Source organism: Polyangium sp. 6x1, assembly GCF_029946515.1.
Classification (GTDB): Bacteria; Myxococcota_A; Polyangia; order Polyangiales; family Polyangiaceae; genus Polyangium.
In genome coordinates, this window is record NZ_JARZHH010000054.1 from 1 (window position 1) to 19,439 (window position 19,439).

Here is a 19,439-nt window from a genome sequence, read left to right on the forward strand (position 1 = left end):
CCCGCGGCGCGGATCGGTGCCGCCGCCTCCGCCCGTGGCGATGGGCGGCGCGCTGCTCGGCAGGCGGCCCGGGTCGGTGCGCCCGCCCGCGGCGGCCGGCGCGGAGAAGGGCTCGGACGTGCCGACGCTCGCCGCGCCGCGCGTGCCCGGCGGTCTCGAAGAGCTGAACACGATGGACGTCGTGGAGGCGCCCATCTCGACGCGGAGCAACGGCGGCTTCGGGTCGCCGCCGCCGATGCGCGCGCCTACGGGTTCGTCGTCGGACGAGCGGGGAGGGGCCGTGGAGCGGATCAGCGCGCTTCCGCCGCCTCCGCCGCCGCCGCGCAAGACCGCGGGTTCGTCGCCGATCTTCCCGCCGCCGCCGGCGGAAGGGGCGCCTCTGCCGCGAAAAACTGCGGCGTCGTCGCCGATGTTTCCGCCCCCGGAGGCCGCGCCTCCGCCGCGAAAGGCCGCGTCATCCGCGCCGATGTTCCCGCCGCCGGAGTCCGCGGTGCCGCCGAAGAAGGCGACGCCCGAGCCGCCGAACGTGCAGGACGCGGGGCCCTCGAGCGGCGAGGATCCGACGCTCATGATGGAGCGGCCTCCGACGAGCGAAGGGCCGACGCTGATGATGGATCGTCCGCCGTCGATCACGGCGGCGAAACCCGCGTCGGCCACGCCCGCGCCGCCGAAAGCCGAGCCCGCGAAGCCGAACTCGTCGAAGACGCCGTCGGCGAAGACGCCGGCGAGCGGGCCCACGTCGCTGCCGCCGTCGTCGGCGCTGCTGAGCCACGACGACGTGCTCTCGGTCTCGGGCGTGCCGCCGCGTCGGCCGCATGCCGCGCGCTGGATCGTGGGGGTCATGCTCCTCGGCGCGGGCGTGTTCGGCGCAGTGATGGTCGGGCGCGAGTACCAGACGAAGGGGAACGTGGCGGCGCCGACGCAAGGCGACGCGCGGCTCGGGACGCTGCTGGACCAAGGAGATCGCGATCTGCGCGACGGCGATCTCGACGCGGCGAACGAGTCGTACGTGAAGGCGAGCGCGATCGCGGACGCGGATCTGCGCGTGGCGGTGCGGCTCGCGCGCCTCGCGGCGGTGCGCGCGGACGTGGCGTGGCTGAAGGTGCGGCTTCTTTCGGCGTCGGATCCGGATCTGCCGAACGCGCGGCGGGAGCTCGATCTCGTGGTGGGGCGCGCGAAGCAGGCGGCGGAGCGGGCGCAGTCGATCGCCGCGGCCGACGCGGACGTGACGCGCTGTCGGATCGACGCGCTTCGCCTCGCGGGAGACGTGGACGGCGCGCGGAAGCTCGTCGCGACGCTGCCGAAGTCGACCACGCAGGCGAGCGACGAGCTCCTGTTCGCGACGCTCGATCTGGCCGAGTCCGCGCCGGTGTGGGCGACGGTGATCGAGCGGCTGAAGGCCGCGGCGCGGGACGAGCAGAACCTCGGGCGCGCGCGGTCGATGTTGATCTATGCGCTCGCCCGATCGGGCGATACGGCCGGCGCGAAGGCCGAGCTCGACAGGCTCGCGGCGATGCCGAGGCCGCATCCGCTCGTGGCGTCGCTTCGCGCGTTCGTGGCGAGCGCGGAGGGCGCGAAGAAGCCCGAGGTCGAGAACGCGAGCCTCAAGGTTCCGGCGGGGGACGACGCGCTGAAAGCCGCGATCGAGGCGATCGAGAAGGGCGAGCTCGACAAGGCCGAGCCGCTCTTGAAGGAGCTCGCCGCGAAGACGCCGAAGGACGCGAAGGTGCTGAAGGCCGAGGGGGATCTGGCGCAGAAGAAGCGCGATCGGGCCGCGGCGATCCGGTTCTACGAGCAAGCGGTGGCCGCGGACGGGATGTACCTCGACGCGGTCGCGGCGCTCGCGGATCTGCGGTGGGAGAACGGCGAGCGCATGACGGCGAGCACGCTCTACCGGAAGATCATCGAGAAGGGCGGCGAGGCGAACCCGCACACGAAGCGCGCGAAGGAGCGGCTCGCCAAGTTCGCGGATTCCTGGGAGCCCTGATGAAAAAGAGGCGGGACCAAGGTGTTCGTCGAGGGGCGCTCGTCCTCTCGATGGGAGCGGCGGTCGCGATGGCGGGCGCGGGCTGCGAGGGGAGGCCGCAGAGCGCGACGAACGCGCGTGTCTCGCCGGCGGTCACCGGGCCCGCGGTGGTCGAGATCGATCTGTCGCGCGGGGCGCCCGAGTCGTCGCAGGGCGGGCTCTTCGGCTCGCCGCGCGGGCGCACGCACGCCGATCTCGTGGAGGTGATCGGCGCGGCGAACGAGCGCCAGACGACGAAGGGGTTTTTCGTGAAGCTCGGGACCGCAGGGCTCGGGCTCGCGCGGGCGAGCGAGATCGGGCGCCTGCTCGCCACGATCCGCAAGGCGAAGAAGCCCGTGGTTTGTCACGCCGACGATCTCGGCAACGCGACGCTGCTGCTCGCGTCCGTGGGTTGTGATCGGGTCTGGGTGAGCCCGGCCGGAGGCGTGGAGTCGGTCGGCATCGCGGCCGAGCTCGTGTTCGGTCATCGCTTGCTGGAGAAGCTCCACGTCGAGGTGAACTTCCTCCAGGTCGGCAAGTACAAGGGCGCCGAAGAGCCGTTCACGCGCGACAGCGCGAGCCCCGAGGCGAGGCAGTCCGTCGAGGGCGCGCTGCGTGGGCTGCGCTCGTCGTGGCTGTCGGCGATCGCGGAGGGGCGCGGCAAACCCGGGCTCGCGGACATCGTGGAGGACGGGCCGTTCTCGCCGGAAGAGGCGAAGGCAAAGGGGCTCGTCGACGAGGTCGGGTACGCGGACGAGGCGCGCGAGGAAGCGAAGAAGCTCGCGGGCGCGGAGCGCATGAGTATGCGGTTCGGCGGAGGCGCGTCGCCGGAGCCGGTGTCGGGCGGGATCATCGACGTGATCCGCGTGCTCGCAGGGCCGGGGTCGGGCGGCGAGCCACACGTGGCGATCGTGCCGGCGACGGGGGCGATCTCGATGGGCGGCGCGCCGTCGTCGCCGCTCGGCGGGAGCGACGGGATCAACGAGCGCGATCTCGGAAAGACGATCGCGCGTCTGGAGAAGGACGAGTCGACGAAGGCGGTGGTGCTGCGCATCGACTCGCCCGGCGGATCGGCGCTCGCGTCGGATCTCTTGTGGAAGCGGCTGATGAAGCTGCGCGGGGACAAACCGCTCGTCGTGTCCGTCGGAGGCATGGCCGCGAGCGGCGGGTATTACATGGCCTGCGCGGGGACGAAGATCGTCGCCGAGCCGACGAGCATCCTCGGGTCGATCGGCGTCGTGTCGGGCAAGCTCGCCGTGGGCAAGACGCTCGACGAGATCGGCGTGACGACCGAGACGATCGCGGCCGCGCCCGATCCGGTGAAGGCGAGGCGCGCGACGTACATGTCGCCGTTCCAGGGTTGGGACGAGCCGACGCGGCAGAAGGTGCTCGGGTCGATGCAATCGATCTACGACCTGTTCGTCCGGCGCATCTCGGAGGGGCGCGGAATGCCGGTCGAGAAGGTCGGCGAGAGCGCAGAAGGCCGGATTTTCGGGGGTGTCGAAGCGAAGGAGCGAGGCCTCGTCGACGAGCTCGGCGGGCTCGCGGACGCCGTGACGCTCGCGCGAAAGCTCGCGCATTTGCCGGACGACGCGCCGGCCGAGGTGGTGGGCGAGGGCTCAGGGTTGCTCGATCTTCTCGAAGCCGCGGAGGACGGCGAGGCGGGCGCGGCGCAGGAGAGCAGGGCCGCAAAGGCGGCGCGGCAAGCCGCCGTGGACGCTCTTTTGCCCGAGGTGGGCGCGCTTCTGCCCGAGGTCGCCCGGTACCTGGGGTCGATGGCGCCCTTCCTGTCGGGCGAGCGAACGCTCACGGCCATGCCGTTCGGTCTGATCGTGCGTTGAGCTCACCGCTCGTCCGCGGCCTCTGGTAGCCTGGCCGCGCCCTTCCATGAGCTCTTCGGCCCATTTCTCCGCGGATGACGACGTCGCGCCGGTCGCACGGCGAGGCACCATGCCGCCGCCCGAGCTCGCCGATCGGCCGGCTCCCACCTCGGCAGGTTCGCTCGTGCTGGAGGCGAACCGCACGGAGGAGCCGATCCTGCGGCATCACGGCCCGCGCGCGGAGATCGCCCATCTGCGCGGCGTGGTCGCGCGCTGTCGGGACGCGGGCGACGCGGCCGGCGAGCGCGAGGCCGCGAAGGCGCTGGCGCGGCTGCTCGCGTCGCGCGAGACGGAGCTCGATACGGCGGTGAACCTGGCGCGGCGCGCGCTCGAGCTCGGGGAGGACGAGTCGCTGCGCTCGGAGCTCGCCGAGTGGCTCGCGGGGCTCGGCGAGCCGATCGCGGCAGCCGAGGTGCTGCGCGTGGCGTGTGATGCGTCGCGGCCCGCTTCGTCGGCGCAGACGCTGCTGAAGGTCGCGGTGCTGCTCGCGCGCGGCGCCAATCCGAAGGGCGCGGCCGAGGCGCTGAAGGAGGCGGCGGCGTTCGATTCGAGCCAGCCCATGCCGCTCGAGCTCGTCGGTACGATCGCGGCCTGGGCAAAGGATGCGATCACGAAGGCGGACGCGGCGGCGGGCTATTTGACGGCGGCGGCGCGGCACGAGGCGCTCGAGGACGCCGACAGCGCGCTCGAGGATCGGCTGCGGGCGTTCGAGATCACGCCCGAAGACGAGATGGCGGCGAACACGATGGTCGACGCGCTCGCCGCGCGAGGCGCCGCGGGCGCGGCCGACGAGGCGCTGCGCGATCACGCCCTCGCCGCGTTCCAGACGAACCGGTACCGCGCGCGGCAAGTGCACCTGCGCCGCGTGTCGCGGGCGCTCGACGAGGGGAACGCGGCGCGCGCCATCGCGGCCGTGCTCGACGCGGGGATCGTGGCCGAGGTCGAGAGTGATCTCGGTCTGCTCGCGGATCGCGCCGTCGCGCTCGCGTCGCTCGACGGGATCGCCTCCGTGCGGCGCGAGCTCCGGCAGAAGGGCGGGAGCATCGCGTCGATCGCGGCGCGCGCGAAGGGGCCCGAGGTCGCGGCGGCGGCGCTGCTCCAGGCGACGCTCGGCGCGTCGAAGGAGCGGGAGCGCGCCGACGCGCTCGTGCAGATCGCGGCCGAGGCGAGCGGCGAGATCGGCGCGAGCCTGCTCGCGGTGGCCGCGGAGGGCTACCTCGGGCTCGGGCACGCGTCGCTCGCGCGGAGGACGGCCGAGGACGCGTGCCTCGCGGATCCCGCGTCGGCCCGCGCCCTGTCGGCGCTGGCGAGGGCGACGATCGCGATGCCGGACCTCGACGCGGCGATGGCGGTCGAAGGCGGCGCCTCGACGATGCTGATCCGCTCGTCGCTCTGCGAGGGGCTCGCGAAGTCGTTCGAGACGGTCGGGGAGATGGCGCTCGCGGTGACGTGGACGCAGCGCTGGCTCGCGCTTCGCCCGGGCTGCCCCGATGCGATGCGCGAGCTCGTGCGGCTTGCTTCACAGGCGTACGATCCGGACCGGCTGGAGGACGCGCTCGGGTGGGTGCTCGCGCAGCCGCGTCCCCTCGACGACATGTCGAGCCTCTTCGGCGACGCGCTCTCGCTGCTCTTCGAGCTCGACACGCCGCGCGCGATCGACGTCGGCAGGCGCGCGCTCGACATGTACGGGCCGCGCGTGCCGGGGCTCCGAGGTCGGCTGCTCGCGATGAGCGATCGCGCGGAGGATGTGGCGCTCGGCGTGGTGCTGCTCGAACGGCTCGTCTCGGCCGACACGAAGAACGAGCGCACGAACGAGCGGCTCTTCGATCTGGCGCAGCGGCGCGCGGCCGCAGAGGACTGGGACGGCGCGGCGGCGGAGCTCGCGCGCGCGGCGGAGAAGGGCGCGGAGTCGCGGCACCTGCACGAGCACCTCGACGCGCTCGACGACAAGATGCAGGCGAGCGGCGCGTCGCTCGGCTCGGACGGGCTCGTCGCGTTCGTCGAGGCGAGGGTGCGCGCGCTCGGGGATCTCGTGGACGGGCCGGAGCAGTCGGCCCTCGAGAACCTGTCGAGCGGGCTGCGGGATCTCGGGGCCGTGCGCTGGGATCTCGCGCAGGATCCGGCAGGCGCGGAGGACGCGTTCTGGCGAGCCGCGGTGGCCGCGCCGCGCGGCGGGATGGAGCGGTACGCGCGAGACCTCGTGACGTTCGCGGGTCCAGCGGCCGCGCTCGATGCGATCGTGCGGCGCGCGGAGACCCTCACGTCGGAGCCGCGCCGCCGCGCGAGCCTGCTCATCGAGGCGGCGAACCTCGCCGTCGCGAACGGGCTGCCGAAGCGCGCGCTCGAGATCGGCGCGAGCGCGATCCAGATCGATCCGTCGCGCGCCGAGGCGGTGGCGATCGTCGAGCGATCCTCCACCGTGGAGGGCGGGATCGAGGTGCTCGACCGCACGTACGACGTACTCGCCGCGGCAGCGCTCGGTTGTTACGGGCGGCGCGCGGCGCACTACCGCGGCGCGCGTCAGCTCGAACGACGAGGCGCCATCGAGGCGGCGCTCCGCCACGCTGTCGCGTGCTTCGAGGCCGTCCCCTCCGAGGGCACGTCGTACTTCTTGATGGCGCGCCTCGCGGAGCGCGGCGGCAACCCGACCGAGGCCATCCGCGCGATCGAGCGCGTCGCCGAGGCGGCCGACGGCGGCGCGCGGGCCGCGTGGCTCAAGCGCGCCGCCTCGCTCGCGAAGGCCGCGGGCGAGGGCAGCCGCATGCGCTTCGACCTGCTCCTGCGCGCCCTCTCGGCGCGGCCGGACCTCGGGACCGTCGAGGAGCTCGGCGAGGCGCTGCGCAAGCTCGTCGGGTCCGTCAGCAACGTCGGGCCGCTCGTCGCGCGCTTCGAGACCACGGCCCTCGCCGCGTTGAAGCGCACCGACGGTCCGGACGGCGCGCGCGTGGCCGTGGCGCTCGCGAGGGTCGCGCTCGGCGTCCTCGGCGCGCACGCGCTCGGGCTCTCGCTCGTCGAGCGCGCCGTGGCCGCGGACGGCGACATCGACGAGTACGATACGCTCGTCGACGTCGCGCCCGTGGTCGCCGCGGGCGACGCGGAGGCGAGCCGCGGCTTCCTCGAATCCCTGCTGCGAGCCGTCGCCAAGCCTTACGCGAGCGTGGGCGTCGCCCTCCTCCGCCTCGGCGGCAAGCTCGCGCAGGCGCTCGGCGATCCGCTCGTCACGGGCACGCTCCTCGTGCAGGCGGCGCGCCGCGCCCCGGAGGACGAGGTCCTCGTGAGCGACGCGGACGCGGCCGTGTTCGCCTCGGGCGACGCGACGCTCGCGCGCGACCTCGACGCGGCCGTCGCCCCGGATGTTCGGCTCGCGGCCCTGCTCCACGTCGCCGAGCGCAAGGAGCGCGAGGGCAATTTCGCCGAGTCGATCGAGACGCTCGAGCGCGCCCTGCGATCGCCGAGCATCACGCCCGATCAACGCGAGGCGGCGCTCTCCAGCATGCGCCGGCTCTTCGTCCTGTCCGAGCGCGCGAGCGAGGCCGAGGCCGTGCTCGCCTCCGAGCTCGCGCGCCAGGACCTCGGCCCGATGTCGCGCGTGCGCATCGCGGTCGACCTCTCGACCATGCTCGCGGGCCGCGGCGAGGACGCGGCCGCGCTCGACGTCCTGAAGCGCATCCTCCAGGACAGCGAGCCGACCGACGAGCTGCTCGCGACCACGCTGCGCCTCGCGCGCCGCACCGGCGATCGCCCCGCGCAGGTCGCGCTCCTGAACCTCCAGCTCCAGCGCACCGAGGACGCCGTCGCGCGCGCCTCGATCCTGCGTGAGCTCGCCGCGCTGCTGGAAGCGCTGGGCGATCACAAGGCCGGCGTCGCGCACCTCAAGGCCGCGAGCGAGCTCGCGCCCGACAACGAGGAGGCCCTCGAAGGACTCGAAGCGCACGCGGCCTCGCAGGGCGATCACGCCGCCGTCGCCGACATCCTCGGCAAGCGCATCGCCGCGGCACAGGCGCCCGATCTGCGCCGCACCCTGCGCCTGCGCCGCGCCGCCGTCCTCGAGCAACGCCTCGGCCGCCTGGAGGACGCTTGCGCCGAGCTCGACGCGCTCCTCGCGGAGACGCCCGACGATCCGAGCGCGCTCCGCTTCCTCGCCGACATCCGCGAGCGACTCGGATCGCCCCTCCGGGCTGCGCCGCTCTGGCAGCGCCTCGGCGAGCTCTCCGCGAAGACCGACGAGCGCGCCGAGTACGGCATCCGCGCCGCGAACGACTGGCTCGCGGGCGGCAACGCCCAGGCCGCGCGCAACATCCTCGAGACCATCGCGCCCATCGCCGCGCGGGACGCCGTCATCGAGCTGCGCGTCTCGATCGCTCGCCACCAGGGCGACGCCCGCACCCTCTCCGAGGCCCTCGATCAGCTCGCCACCGCCTCCCGCGAGCCCGCGGACAAACGCGCGAGTTACCTCGTCGAAGCGGCCCGCGCCTCCTCCTCGACCGGCGACGAAGCCACGGCCCTCGACCGTGTCCGCCGCGCCGTCCGCCTCGCTCCGCACTCGGCCGAGGCCGTCCTCGAAGCGCGCCGCCTCGAGTACCGCGCGCGCGGCGGCGGCACGCCTCGCGAAGCGCAACACGCCATCGACGAGCTCACGCGCATCGCCGAGCACCTCACGCCCGAGCAGATGGAGCTCCAAGCATTCCTGCTCGCCGAGGAGCTCGACGTCATCCAGGGCGGCGGCGCTGGCATGCGCGAGCTCTCGCGCCGGCACGCCGCGTTTGGCCCGGCTCCGCTCATCGCCCTCGGCATGGCCGAGCGCCTCGTGCGCAACAAGAACTTCGACGCGGCCTTGCCCCTCTTCGAGCGCGCTTTGAGCGGCGACCTCCGTGGCCTTCGCAGCCGCGGCCGCGTCGCCCTCGCCGCGGCCGACGCGGCCCTCGCCGCGGGCCAGCTCGAGACGGCCTCGCGCTTGCTCGACACGGCCGCCGTCGAGCCCGACACCCGCCCGATCGCGATGCGCAAGAAGCTCGAGTTCGTCGCGGGCTACGGCGAGCCCGAGGCCGCGCGCGCGGCCCTCTTCGACCTCATCCGCCAGAGCGCTGGCCTCGATCGCGCCCGCTTCCTCTACCAGCTCGGCCGCCTCGTCGTCGCCACCGATCCCAACGAGGCCATCCGCCTCTACGCCGACGCCTTCCCGCTCGCGGCCCCCGATCGCAACCTCGCCGCGCAGATCGCCGAGGAGCTCGCCCATGCGCGGAAGCCCCGCCTCATCGTCGAGCCCTCCGAGCCGCCGCCGCCTCCTCCGCCGCCTCCGCCTCCGGCCCGCGCGCCGCTCGCCGACGACGGCCAGGGCCTCGTCTTCGACCTCGAAGAGGCCTTCGACCAGGCGTTCGACGACGCGATCGACGACGACGACGACATCCCGATCCCGCTCGCGGCGAGCGCCATCCGCTCCATGCCGACGGGCCTCCGCCCGCCGCCTCCCGCCGAGAAGCCGGTCCCCGCGCCCATCGTCGAGGAGCCTCCGCCGCCCGCGCAGCCGCGCGCCCGCCCGGCTCCTCCGGCTCCCGCGCCGGGCGGCGGACCTGCGCGCGAGACCGCGCTCTTCGAGCAGCTCATGGCCGGCTCGTACGACGCGGGCGAGCGCCTCGTCGAGCTCTACGGCGCGAACGCCGAGGCTCGCTCGCGCGACCTCCTCGTCGTGCGCAAGCACCAGGCGTCGCTTCGTCCCGGCGATCGAACCACGCTCCAGAAGCTCCACGAGGCCGCGCAGCTCGATCGCAACGGCGCCTATGCCCGCGCCGTCGAGCACGTCCTCGCCGGCTTCGATCCGGCGGGCCGCGCCGTCGCGCCTCCCGCGCTCTCGGCCCTCGCGTCCGCGCCCGAGCTCGTCCTCGCGCTCCTCTTCCGCAACGTCGAGAGCCCCATCAACGAGGCCCTCGCCATCACCTGGGAGACCGGCCGTTACCGCCGCGAGCCGAGCCACTACGGCCTCACCGGCGCCCTCCGCGTCCAGCCGGGCGCCCCCACCGTCCTCGGCGACGTCTGGGGCTCCGTCACGCGTGTCTTCGGCGCCGCGCGCACCCCGCTCTTCCACCGCCGCGCGCCTGCTGGCGCCCCGAACCAGGCCTCCGCCCTCGGCGTCCAGGTCGCGCTCCTCGCGCCGCCTGCCGTCGTCCTCGCCGGGGAGATCCGCGACGAGACCCCCGAGCTTCGTTACCTCCTCGGCGCCTCCATCGCCGGCGCCATGCCCGAGCACGTCCTCGTCCGCCTCCCCGAGGAGCACCTGCGCACCCTCATCGAGGCCCTCCGCGCCGCCTTTGGCCCCGTCGGCCCCACCGGTGGCACCGACCCGGGCGTCGCGCGCCTCGGCCAGGACCTCTGGCAAATCGTCCCACCCCGTGGGGACCGTCGCCTCCGTGAGATCTTCGCCCAGCCCGACGGCGTCACCTACGAGGCTGCCATCGAGAGCGCCCGCCGCGCCGCTCGCCGCGCGGGCCTCTTCGCGAGCGGCGACCTTCCCACGGCGCTTCGCCTCGTCGTCGCCGAGCTCGAGCTCGACCTCGACGTGCCCCTCACGGCCGAGGGGGGCCTCGCGCGCGCGTGCGCGGCGCATCCGGCGCTCGCCGATCTCGTTCGACTCGCCACGCGCAGCGAGTATGCCGAGGCCCGCTTCCGCGCGGCGCCTTCCACCGAAGGGAACAAGAACGGACCGCCGAGCCGATTTCGTGGCACTTGATGGAGGGGCTCGCGGGGTGGCCGCTGCGCCGCGCCCCTGCCCCAAAAGGAGGTGCCCTTGTTCGTCGCTCGTCCGCCCTCGTCCGCCCCTTCGTCCGCGCGTCGGCTCGACATACGTGGTGCGCCTCGAAGGCCCGTGCCAGAGGCTCTCCAGGACCTGACAGCGCTGTCAGGGGTGCCGCGCCGTCCGTCTTTGCCTGAAGGCCATTTCCTGGGCTTCGGCGCGCTGGCCCGAAGATCGCTTTACGCTCTCGGGCTCGTCGTGCTCGCCCCGGGGTGCCTCGTCACCGCGGAGCCCGTCACGTACGAGCCGCAGCAGACGCCGCCGATCCTCGTCGCTTCGGGCCTCGATCCCGATCCGCGCTCCATTCTGGTCGTGGGCGGCGATCTGGGCCTCGCGGCGTTCCCCATTGCCGCGTCCGTCGCTTCCGAGGACGCGGGGGAATCCGTCAAGGCCGCTCTTTACATCGATTACGGCTTTCAGAACGCCTTGAAGCAGCCCTTCCGGAACATATTGCCGAATTGGCCGGAGCTCCCGGCGGCGACGCTGGCGGACGGGCCGCGCCCGCTCGTCAATATTTCCTACAGCGACACGGTCTTGGAGCTCCAGCCCGGATGCCATCGCCTGACGCTCATCGTCACGCATGAATTCGATACCAGGACCGGTTGTCCCAGAGACCTCCGGGATTCCAGCCAGATCACCTGGCATTTCCGGCAATGCGACGTCGGCGACTGTCCGCCGGTCCTGGAGAATTGCCCAGCCAGCGAAGTGAGCTGCCCGCTCGATCCCACGGTGGTGACGAGCGACCTGAACGACGCCGGGACCACGGGAGGTTGACCTTGAAACGTACCTTGTCCTTGACTTTGTGGTCGATCGTGCTAACGGCCGCGCCTGCGCTCTCCGGATGCTTCGCGCTCGGGGGCTTCGACGCGGAGGTCGTGAACGCTTGCTCCTCCGACGAGGACTGCGAAGGCGGCGGCGTCTGCGCCAGCGTCGACGGCTTCCAGACCTGCGTGTCGACCCAGGTCGATCTCCCCGGCCTCATCCTCGAAGTGCGCCCCACGGCCGAGGCCGCCTCCGGCGCCAACACGCCCTACCTCGTGCCCTTCGGCGGCGAGGGCTTCGTCGACCAGTCGAGCGCGGGCCTCGTCGTCGATCACAACATCGCGCTCTCGCACGTCGTGGTCTCGCCGATCGAGCTCTTCGTCGACTACGACTACAAGGGCTGCCCCCTCTCGCCCGAGGGCAAACTCCAGGCGGACTTCACCTTCTACCGCGACGCGCAGCACGCGGGCCTGCCCGACCACGAGGCCAAGGCCGTCATCCAGCCGGGCAGCACGGACGCCTACTCGGTCGAGATCCCGCCCGGCATCTACGACGTGCACGTCGCCCCACGCGCGCCCGAGAACTGCCCCGCGCCTCCGCCGCCGCCCATGTACTACCGCGGCATCAACCTCAACCAGGGCGGCAAGATCGACCTGCACCTCTCCGCCGAGCCGCGCGTCATCTCCGGCAGCATCTCGTTCCCCGAGGGCAAGGACTTGAACGGCTGGTCGATCGAGGTCGTCGAGCCCAAGCACGGCATCCCCGTCTCGCGCACGCAGGTCCTCACCGTCGACCCGCCCTTGGCGCTCTTCACGACCTACAACCTCGAGTACTACTGGGACTTCGGCCTCGAAAGCTCGCCGATCCTCCGCCTCCGGCCGCCGCCCGACGATCCCAACGCGCCCAAGTTCTTCTGGCAGGTCGCCTCGCTGAGCCCCCTCAACCCCGACAGCAAGAACATCCAGGCCGACCTCACGCTCATCGACCTCGACGCCGTCGGCCGCGAGGTCACGTCGTTCGTCATCGACGCCCACGACCAGCCCGTCGTCGCCACCGTCGCCTTCAGCAGCCTCGAGCTCTCCGGCAACGCCTCGAACAGCGCCATCTACAACGTCGTCGTCGACACCAACGATCAGGGCGAATTCAGCGCGCTCCTCCCGCCCGGCAAGTACCGCGTCACCACGCACCCCATCTTCGACTTCACGAAGGCCGTCACCACCCACGACGGCTTCGAGGTCCCGGCCGACGGCGAGTGCGTCTGCGGCAAGGGTTTTACCGTGCAGGACAAGTCCGTCGTCTCCGGCGAGGTCGTCCTGCCGAACGGTGCGCCGCTCTCCATGGGCTCCGCCTCCGTCTCGCCCTCGCGTACGCCGGAGCGCCCGTACCTCTCGCGGAGCCTGCTCGCCGACGAGCCGGCCTCGCAGCCCATGTCGACGCCCCTCGGCTTCGGGGGCGAGTTCTCCTTGCTCGCGGATCCGGGCCTCGCCGATCTGCTCGTCGTACCCTCGCCCGGCTCGCTCTACCCGTGGATCGCCAACCCGCAGGCCAAGGTCACCGTCGGGCAGCCCCTCGACTTCACCACGCTCATCCTCCCGTATCCCGTCGTGCTGCGCGGCGAGGTCCGTGATCCTCTCGGGCAGATCGTGCCGAACGCGACCCTCCGCGCGTGGATGCCCGTCAAGGCCTCCGGCACCGAGCAGACCGTGGTGATTCAGATTGCGGAGGGAGCCACGGATTTCGATGGCCACTACACCTTGCCCCTCGCTCCGTCCCTCGCGCTTTCGAAGTAGGCGTGCGTGCTGCCACGCGCCTGCGTCCCGGGGGTACACGCTCGCCTCGGTCCGGGATAGGCTGGAGGCGTGGCGGAGTCCGACACCGGTGGAAGGGACGCTTCGGCGCGCGGACGAGGGTCTTCGCAGGAGGCGAGCCGCGGGCCCTTGGCCGACAAGGAGAGCGCGCGGATCGACGGCGACCCAGCGTTGCGACGCTCGACCGATCGAGACCTCGCGGGTGTCCTCCACGAGGTCTCGAACGCGCTGACCGTCGTGCTCGGATGGATCGATCGCGCGCGTGGCGAGATCGACTCTCTTCCCACCGTCGAGGACGCGCTCGCCATCGCGGCATCGCGCGCGCGTCATGCGCGACAGATCGTCCGCCGCGCCATCGGCGCCGACGTACCGGACGACGTACCCGCGTCCGTCGCGACGATCCTCGCCGAGGCTGCGAAGGGCTGCGAGCCCGAGGCCAAGCGCGGCGGCGTCGAGCTTCGCACCTCGCTCGACCCTGCGCTCGAGACCGCGCATCTGCCGGGCACCTCCGTCATCTTGCAGATCCTCACGAACCTCCTGCTCAACGCCGTCGCCGTCTCGCCGGCGCGTGGCGCTGTGCTCCTCGACGCGACGGTCGATGGCCCCGACGACGTCGTCTTCGGCGTGACCGACGAAGGCCCGGGCGTGCCTGTCGAGCGCCGCGCGAACTTGCTCGACGCGGGCGTCACCACGCGCGCGGGCGGCGCGGGCATCGGGCTTCGTTTCGCCGCGGCGCTCGCGCGCGAGTCGGGTGGTTCGCTCTCGCTCGTGCGGGCCGAGCCGTCGGCGCGGTTCGAGCTTCGCTGGCCTCGCCGCGCTTCGTCGCCGCCTGCGCCGCCGCGCTCGACGAGCAAGCCGGCGATGGTCCTCGCGGGCAAGTGCATCCTGGTCGTCGAGGACGACGATGCTGTCTTCGACTTGCTCGAAGCGGCGCTCGCGGCGCGCGGTGCGACCATCGTGCATGCGCGCACGCGCGCCGAGCTCGGCGCTGCGCTTCCGACGGGCCGCTTCGACGCGGCGCTCTGCGACCTCTCGCCGTTTGGCGCGGACGTGCACGGCGCGCTCGCCGAGATCCGCGAGACGAACCCCTCGGTTCGGATCGTCCTCATCTCGGGCAACGTGCGTGACCTGTCGGGTTTGCCCGCGTCGTTCGAGGTCAAGGCCGTGCGCAAGCCCTTCGAGATCGGCGAGATTGTCGCGGCGCTCACGGCCTGACGGACGGGCTCGAGGGACGCGAAAAAAAAGTGGTTGACATTGGGGGCGAACCGGGTAGGTTCCGTCGCCTCGAAGCAAGCGGTTCCGAGCGAAGGTGGCGGAATTGGCAGACGCACTAGCTTGAGGTGCTAGCGGGTAACACCGTGGGGGTTCAAGTCCCCCCCTTCGCACCCCGAAGCGACCCATACGGGTCGCAGTCAGCAAAAAAAGTGAAAAGGGCCGGTCACCGTAAGGTGCCGGCCTTTTTCGCGTTTGGGGGTTTCGACATGTCCTTGCGTTTCCTGCGTCCGGCGTCCCTGGTCCTTGCGCTCGTGCCTCTTGCGCTCGCCGCTTGTGCGGCGGCCCCGCCGTCCGCGGGCGCCCCGTCGACGGCGGGCGAGGCCGCGGCCCCGGCCGAGCCCTCTCCGCCGCCCCCTGCGGCGACGGCCATGACCGAGGAGAAGGTCACATCGGACGACCTCCGGACCCCGGACGACGCCGAGATGGAGCTCGCGCGCTGGGAGAGCTCCTTCCTCAACGTGATGGGCGTGGAGGCTTCCGCGAAGGCCTCCGGGGCCGATGCGACGCCGCCGTCGCCCACGCAGCAGAGGAAGGCGCCCGGGGCCGCGCCTACCAAGCCCGTGACGCCCGAATCGATGTCGACGACGGGCACCGAGGACAGCCCCTGCCATGGCGCTTGCCGCGCCTACGCCTCGATGAAGCGCGCGGCGACGCGCCTCTGCGACCTCGCGGGCAAGGAGGACGATCGATGCGCAGCCGCGCAGCAGCGCATCGATCGCGCGAACGAGCGGCTCAAGGCGGCGTGTCCGCGGTGCGAAAGCATCCGCGACTAGCCAATTTTCCAGGCTACGTTCCCGTCGGACGATTCCAATCGTTGCCCTCGCTTTGTCCGGTTCCTAGGATTGCATTCGGCCGCGCCTCTTCGGGGCGCGACCCACGTCCTCGGACTTCCCAAAGCAAGGGTTTACGATGCGCTTTTTCTCCTCCTTCTCGGCAAGCTTGATGGTCTTCGCGCTCGGCGGGACGGCCTTCGCCGCCTCCGGGCCGCGTACGCTGCTCGACGTCGGCGACTTCGTGCCCGCACAGAAGTCGCTCGTCTCGGTCAAGGATGCGGAGCCCCAGGCGCTCGAGGCCTCGGCGCGCACCATCCTCGCGGAGCGCGCGCCCTGGTCGCAGGGCCTCTCGCTCGGCGCGGCGCGCGGCGCGACGCTGCGTGATGGCCGGCGCATCGTCAAGATGCCGCAGATGCACAAGGGCGTGCCCGTGCTTCATCGCGGCGCCACGGTCTCGTTCGGCGACGACGGCGTCGCGCACGTCGTCGCGGCGCGCCTCGCCGAGGACCTGCCCGCGGACGTCGTCCCGGCGCTCTCCGCCGCCGATGTCGCCGAAAAAGCCTCCAAATCGGCCGGCGTCGAAATGGATCCCAAGAAGGCCCACCTCGTGATCTGGCCTTCGGCCGGCGGCCCTGTCCTCGCCTGGCATTTTTATGCGCCGGGCCTCACCCTTCCGTATGCGCCCGTCGTCGTCGTCGACGCGAAGACCGGCGACGTCGTGGTGCGTTACAACGCCGCGGTCTCGATGCACCAGGCGAACGTGTTCCCGTCGAACCCCGTGAAATCCCCGGACACGAAGGCCATTACGCTCGGTTTGCCGGACGGGGCCACCAAGCTCTCGAGCCCCCTCGTCGTCGCGCGCAATTGCATCGACAAGAAGACGACGAAGACGATCATGGGTATCACCATCCACCTCTGCGAGCTCGAGCAGACGGTGACGGCGAGCGCCGGCACGCTCGATTTCACGTCGATCACGCCGGCCGAGGATACGGCGCCGGAGGACCCGTTCTCCGAGCTGCACATGTATGCCCATACCGAGATCGCGTACGAGTTTTTCCGGACCTTCAAGTCCGATTTCCTCGTCCAGCAGGGCGCGCTCGACGCGGTCGCGAACCTCCGCATGCCCGACGGTTTGTTTGGCGGCAATCCCGCCAATATCGGCAACCCCAACGTCCCGCTCACCCCCTTCCAGAACGCCTTCTTTTCGCCGGCGGATTCCTTGGGCGGGCTCTTCGACATCTCGGGCGGCGCGATGATGTTCGGCCAGGGCCCGGTCAAGGATTACGCGTATGACGGCGACGTCATCTACCACGAGTTCACGCACGCCGTCGTCGAGGCGACGATCCAGCTCGTCGGCACCCCGCACCTCGACGCGTTTGGCATCGTCTTCTCGCCGGGCGGCATGAACGAGGGCCTCGCCGATTACTTCTCGTCGGCGATCACCGGCGACCCCGACGTCGGCGAATACGCCGTCCTCGACGCCGATCCGAGCGGCAAAGCCATTCGCAGCCTCGCGGCCCCCGACGCCTGTCCCACGGCCATCGGCGGTGAATCCCACCAGGACGCGACCCTCTTCTCGGGCGCGCTCTGGGACGTCCGCAAGGCTTTGACCGAGGCCCAGAGGCCCGAGCTCGACCTCGCCGTCTTCGCCGCCATGGAGGCCGCGCCCTCGGGCGACCTCGCCTATCACGACATGGCGGAGCTCATCCTCGCGCAGGTCAAGACCTCCTCGCTCGGCGACGCCGTCGCCACCCAGCTCGAGGCGGCCTTCACCACGCGCGGCGTCCTGCCCGAGTGCCAGCGCATCCTCGAATATAAGGGCTCCACGATGCAGGGCCCGCTCCCCGTCCAGACCGGCGGCGGCGGCACGCTCGGCGTCTGGTTTGGGCCGGGCATGGCCTCCGTGAACATCGGCTCGAACCAGCAAGGGTACGTGCCCGGCGTCGTCCAGGTCCGCGTGCCCCTGCCGGAGAACACCGGCTCGCTCACCATCGATTTCGACGCCGCGAGCACGGGCGGCGGCTCTCCGTTCGGCGGCGGCGAATTCGTGCCCAAGCTCCTCGTCCGCTTCGGCGAGGAGCCCCTCCAGTTCACGTATGGTCCCTTCAAGCCCACGGCCGACACCGTCGTCCTCACGCCGGACGGCGGCGGCGCCCAGGGCATCAATGCGTACAACACGACCGCCACGGTCCCGGCCGGCGTGAAGACGGCCTACGTGATGATCGCCAACTCCGGCGACGGCGACGGCCTCATCACGAACCTCGCCTTCACCCCGGATGGCTCGTCGGGCCAGGGCGGCGCGGGCGGCGCCGGTGGCGCGGGTGGCGCGGGCGGCGCCGGTGGCATGGGCGGCCCCGGCGGCGGCAGTGGTGACGGCGGCGCGGGCGCCAACCCGGCCAACCCGCCCGTCAATGACGACGGCAGCTGCGACTGCTCCGTCCCCGGCTCCTCCAGCGCTCCCGCGGGCGCCTCGCTCGCCGCCTTCGCGGCGATCGCCGGCCTCCTCGCGCGTCGCCGCCGGCAGAGCTGATCGACCCCGCCTTGCGCGGGCGCTACGGCAATCGCACGAGCGCCCGCGCCTCTTCGAGACTCCTCACCACCACATCCGCGATCTCCACGAACGCGGCCCCATCCCCCTCGGGCACCGCGATCACGGTCGGTCCTGTGGGTTGATCTGTCGAGGCGGCGCTTTCGCCGTCCTCTCACGAACCACGGGGGATTTCGTGCTCTTCACATTTTCGAGCAGATGGTGCGCAGGTTTTACAGGTCGAAATGCGCTTCGCCAACTCGGCCCTCGCGGAGTTCGCCGAAAAGGAGGCTAGGGCCCTGGGCGGTATGTGGTCCTCGTACGGGGGTACGGATACCATCACATTCGTGCTGAGGTGAATGCCGATGGCCCTTCTCACTTATTCGGTCATTCGTCGACACATGAAGCGCTCTCCCGCGTTTCATTCCACAGAGGACGTTGCTGACCTGCCGCTGCCAATCACGCTGACGCCCGGTGAGCACCTCGTGGGGTGGTACCAGAACCCACCACCGTGGACCGACGTCATCGTGATCTTCACCTCAACTGCGATATACACGTCTGATGCTGGAACTGTGTTCCGCATCGGTCTGGACGAAATCACCGATTACGAGACACCAAAGGACAAGACCGATGCTACGGGCGTTTACATTCGTACGCAGGATGGGTTTCGATTCGTCCGCATGGCGGGCTCCTACGGACCCCATGGCAAGTTCAAGGACGTGTTCAACCTGATCATGATCCTCGGGGTGATCGTACGCTCGCTCGCGTGAGATGAAGCGTGAACGGTTGCAGTTGTGTGCGTGGTGAACCCGATCACCGAGCACGATTCCCCGTCTCGTATTCGAGCGCTGCGAACATCTGCAACAGTTTCCCGGCGACACCGCTTCCGGTGCACAACCTGATCGCGGCGGAATGCCCCTGCCGCTCCCATGCCCCCTCCCCCCACACCCCGTAACGCGCGGGCGCTACGGCAATCGCACGAGCGCCCGCGCTTCTTCGAGACTCCTCACCACCACATCCGCGATCTCCACGAACGCGGCCCCATCCCCCTCGGGCACCGCGATCACCGCCATCCCCGCGGCCCTCGCGGCCCGCACGCCATTCTTCGAATCCTCGAGCGCCAGGCACCCCTCGGCCCCGACCGAGAGCCGCTCCGCCGCGCGCAGATACACGTCCGGCCACGGCTTTGCCCGCGGCACCTCCTGCCCGGACACCGTCACGTCGAAATGGTCCGTCAGGCCAAACCTTTTCAGGCTCGCGTCGATCAGCCGCCGCGGCGACGACGACGCCAGGCCGATCGGCAGCCGCCCCCGCGCCTCGTCCAGGAATGCGCGGGCGAACGGCTTGAGGGAAAGGGTCTCCGCGTCGGCGAGGAAGCGATCCTCGAGCTCGGCCACGTCGCGCGCCTCGTCCACTTCGAAGCCGATCTTCTCCCCCATGATGTGCACGATCCGCCCGATTCCTTGCCCCGTGCAGGCGAGCGCCATCTCGTCCGTCCACTCGCCCCCGCGCGCGCGCGCGAACGCGCGCTCCACGTGGTGCCAGAGCGGCTCCGAATCGACGAGCAGCCCATCCATGTCGAAGATCAGCGCGCGCGGGGAGAATCGGCTCATGTCGAGCCG

At 71.5% G+C, this 19,439-nt stretch carries 9 protein-coding genes, 1 tRNA gene and 1 pseudogene; 10 read left to right on the forward strand and 1 reads right to left on the reverse strand.

The window, feature by feature from the left end:
• The 10 genes and pseudogenes from QHF85_RS36030 to QHF85_RS36075 form a co-directional block, all read left to right on the forward strand.
• Positions 1-1,987: pseudogene (locus QHF85_RS36030) on the forward strand (hypothetical protein); the annotation flags it as partial.
• The gene (gene sppA, locus QHF85_RS36035; protein WP_281331937.1) at positions 1,987-3,846 is read left to right on the forward strand and encodes a signal peptide peptidase SppA; all 1,860 of its coding nucleotides are present in this window, start codon (positions 1,987-1,989) and stop codon (positions 3,844-3,846) included. The pseudogene QHF85_RS36030 and the gene sppA, both read left to right, overlap by 1 nt.
• 46 nt (positions 3,847-3,892) lie before the next feature.
• A complete protein-coding gene (locus QHF85_RS36040) occupies positions 3,893-10,609 on the forward strand; it encodes a hypothetical protein (RefSeq protein WP_281331938.1) in 6,717 nt (2,238 codons plus the stop codon).
• Between the two features lie 261 nt (positions 10,610-10,870).
• Positions 10,871-11,446 (forward strand): hypothetical protein, encoded by a 576-nt coding sequence (locus tag QHF85_RS36045; RefSeq protein ID WP_281331939.1) that lies wholly within the window; start codon positions 10,871-10,873, stop codon positions 11,444-11,446.
• A gap of 2 nt (positions 11,447-11,448) precedes the next feature.
• Positions 11,449-13,224: a hypothetical protein gene (locus QHF85_RS36050; RefSeq protein WP_281331940.1), complete on the forward strand. Its 1,776-nt coding sequence runs from the start codon at positions 11,449-11,451 to the stop codon at positions 13,222-13,224.
• Positions 13,225-13,371: 147 nt separating this feature from the next.
• Positions 13,372-14,457 carry an ATP-binding protein gene (locus QHF85_RS36055; protein WP_281331941.1) on the forward strand — a complete coding sequence of 362 codons (1,086 nt, stop codon included), beginning with the start codon at positions 13,372-13,374 and terminating at the stop codon, positions 14,455-14,457.
• An 88-nt stretch (positions 14,458-14,545) separates the two neighbouring features.
• A tRNA-Leu gene (locus QHF85_RS36060) sits at positions 14,546-14,627 on the forward strand.
• Positions 14,628-14,723: 96 nt separating this feature from the next.
• The gene (locus QHF85_RS36065; RefSeq protein ID WP_281331942.1) at positions 14,724-15,290 is read left to right on the forward strand and encodes a hypothetical protein; all 567 of its coding nucleotides are present in this window, start codon (positions 14,724-14,726) and stop codon (positions 15,288-15,290) included.
• Positions 15,291-15,426: 136 nt separating this feature from the next.
• Positions 15,427-17,820, forward strand: a complete 2,394-nt coding sequence (locus tag QHF85_RS36070) for an MYXO-CTERM sorting domain-containing protein (protein ID WP_281331943.1) — start codon at positions 15,427-15,429, stop codon at positions 17,818-17,820.
• A gap of 362 nt (positions 17,821-18,182) precedes the next feature.
• Complete coding sequence (locus tag QHF85_RS36075) at positions 18,183-18,587, forward strand: hypothetical protein (RefSeq protein ID WP_281331944.1); 405 nt, start codon at positions 18,183-18,185, stop codon at positions 18,585-18,587.
• A 195-nt stretch (positions 18,588-18,782) separates the two neighbouring features.
• On the opposite strand, the gene QHF85_RS36080 is transcribed toward QHF85_RS36075, so the two are convergent.
• The gene (locus QHF85_RS36080; protein ID WP_281331945.1) at positions 18,783-19,430 is read right to left on the reverse strand and encodes an HAD family phosphatase; all 648 of its coding nucleotides are present in this window, start codon (positions 19,428-19,430) and stop codon (positions 18,783-18,785) included.
• Positions 19,431-19,439 lie beyond the last annotated feature (9 nt).

Coding starts and splice junctions, on each gene's coding strand:
- QHF85_RS36070 (WP_281331943.1), top strand. CDS start 15,427: ATGCGCTTTTTCTCCTCCTTCTCGGCAAGCTTGATGGTCTTCGCGCTC.
- QHF85_RS36080 (WP_281331945.1), bottom strand. CDS start 19,430: ATGAGCCGATTCTCCCCGCGCGCGCTGATCTTCGACATGGATGGGCTG.
- QHF85_RS36065 (WP_281331942.1), top strand. CDS start 14,724: ATGTCCTTGCGTTTCCTGCGTCCGGCGTCCCTGGTCCTTGCGCTCGTG.
- QHF85_RS36075 (WP_281331944.1), top strand. CDS start 18,183: ATGGCCCTTCTCACTTATTCGGTCATTCGTCGACACATGAAGCGCTCT.
- sppA (WP_281331937.1), top strand. CDS start 1,987: ATGAAAAAGAGGCGGGACCAAGGTGTTCGTCGAGGGGCGCTCGTCCTC.
- QHF85_RS36040 (WP_281331938.1), top strand. CDS start 3,893: ATGAGCTCTTCGGCCCATTTCTCCGCGGATGACGACGTCGCGCCGGTC.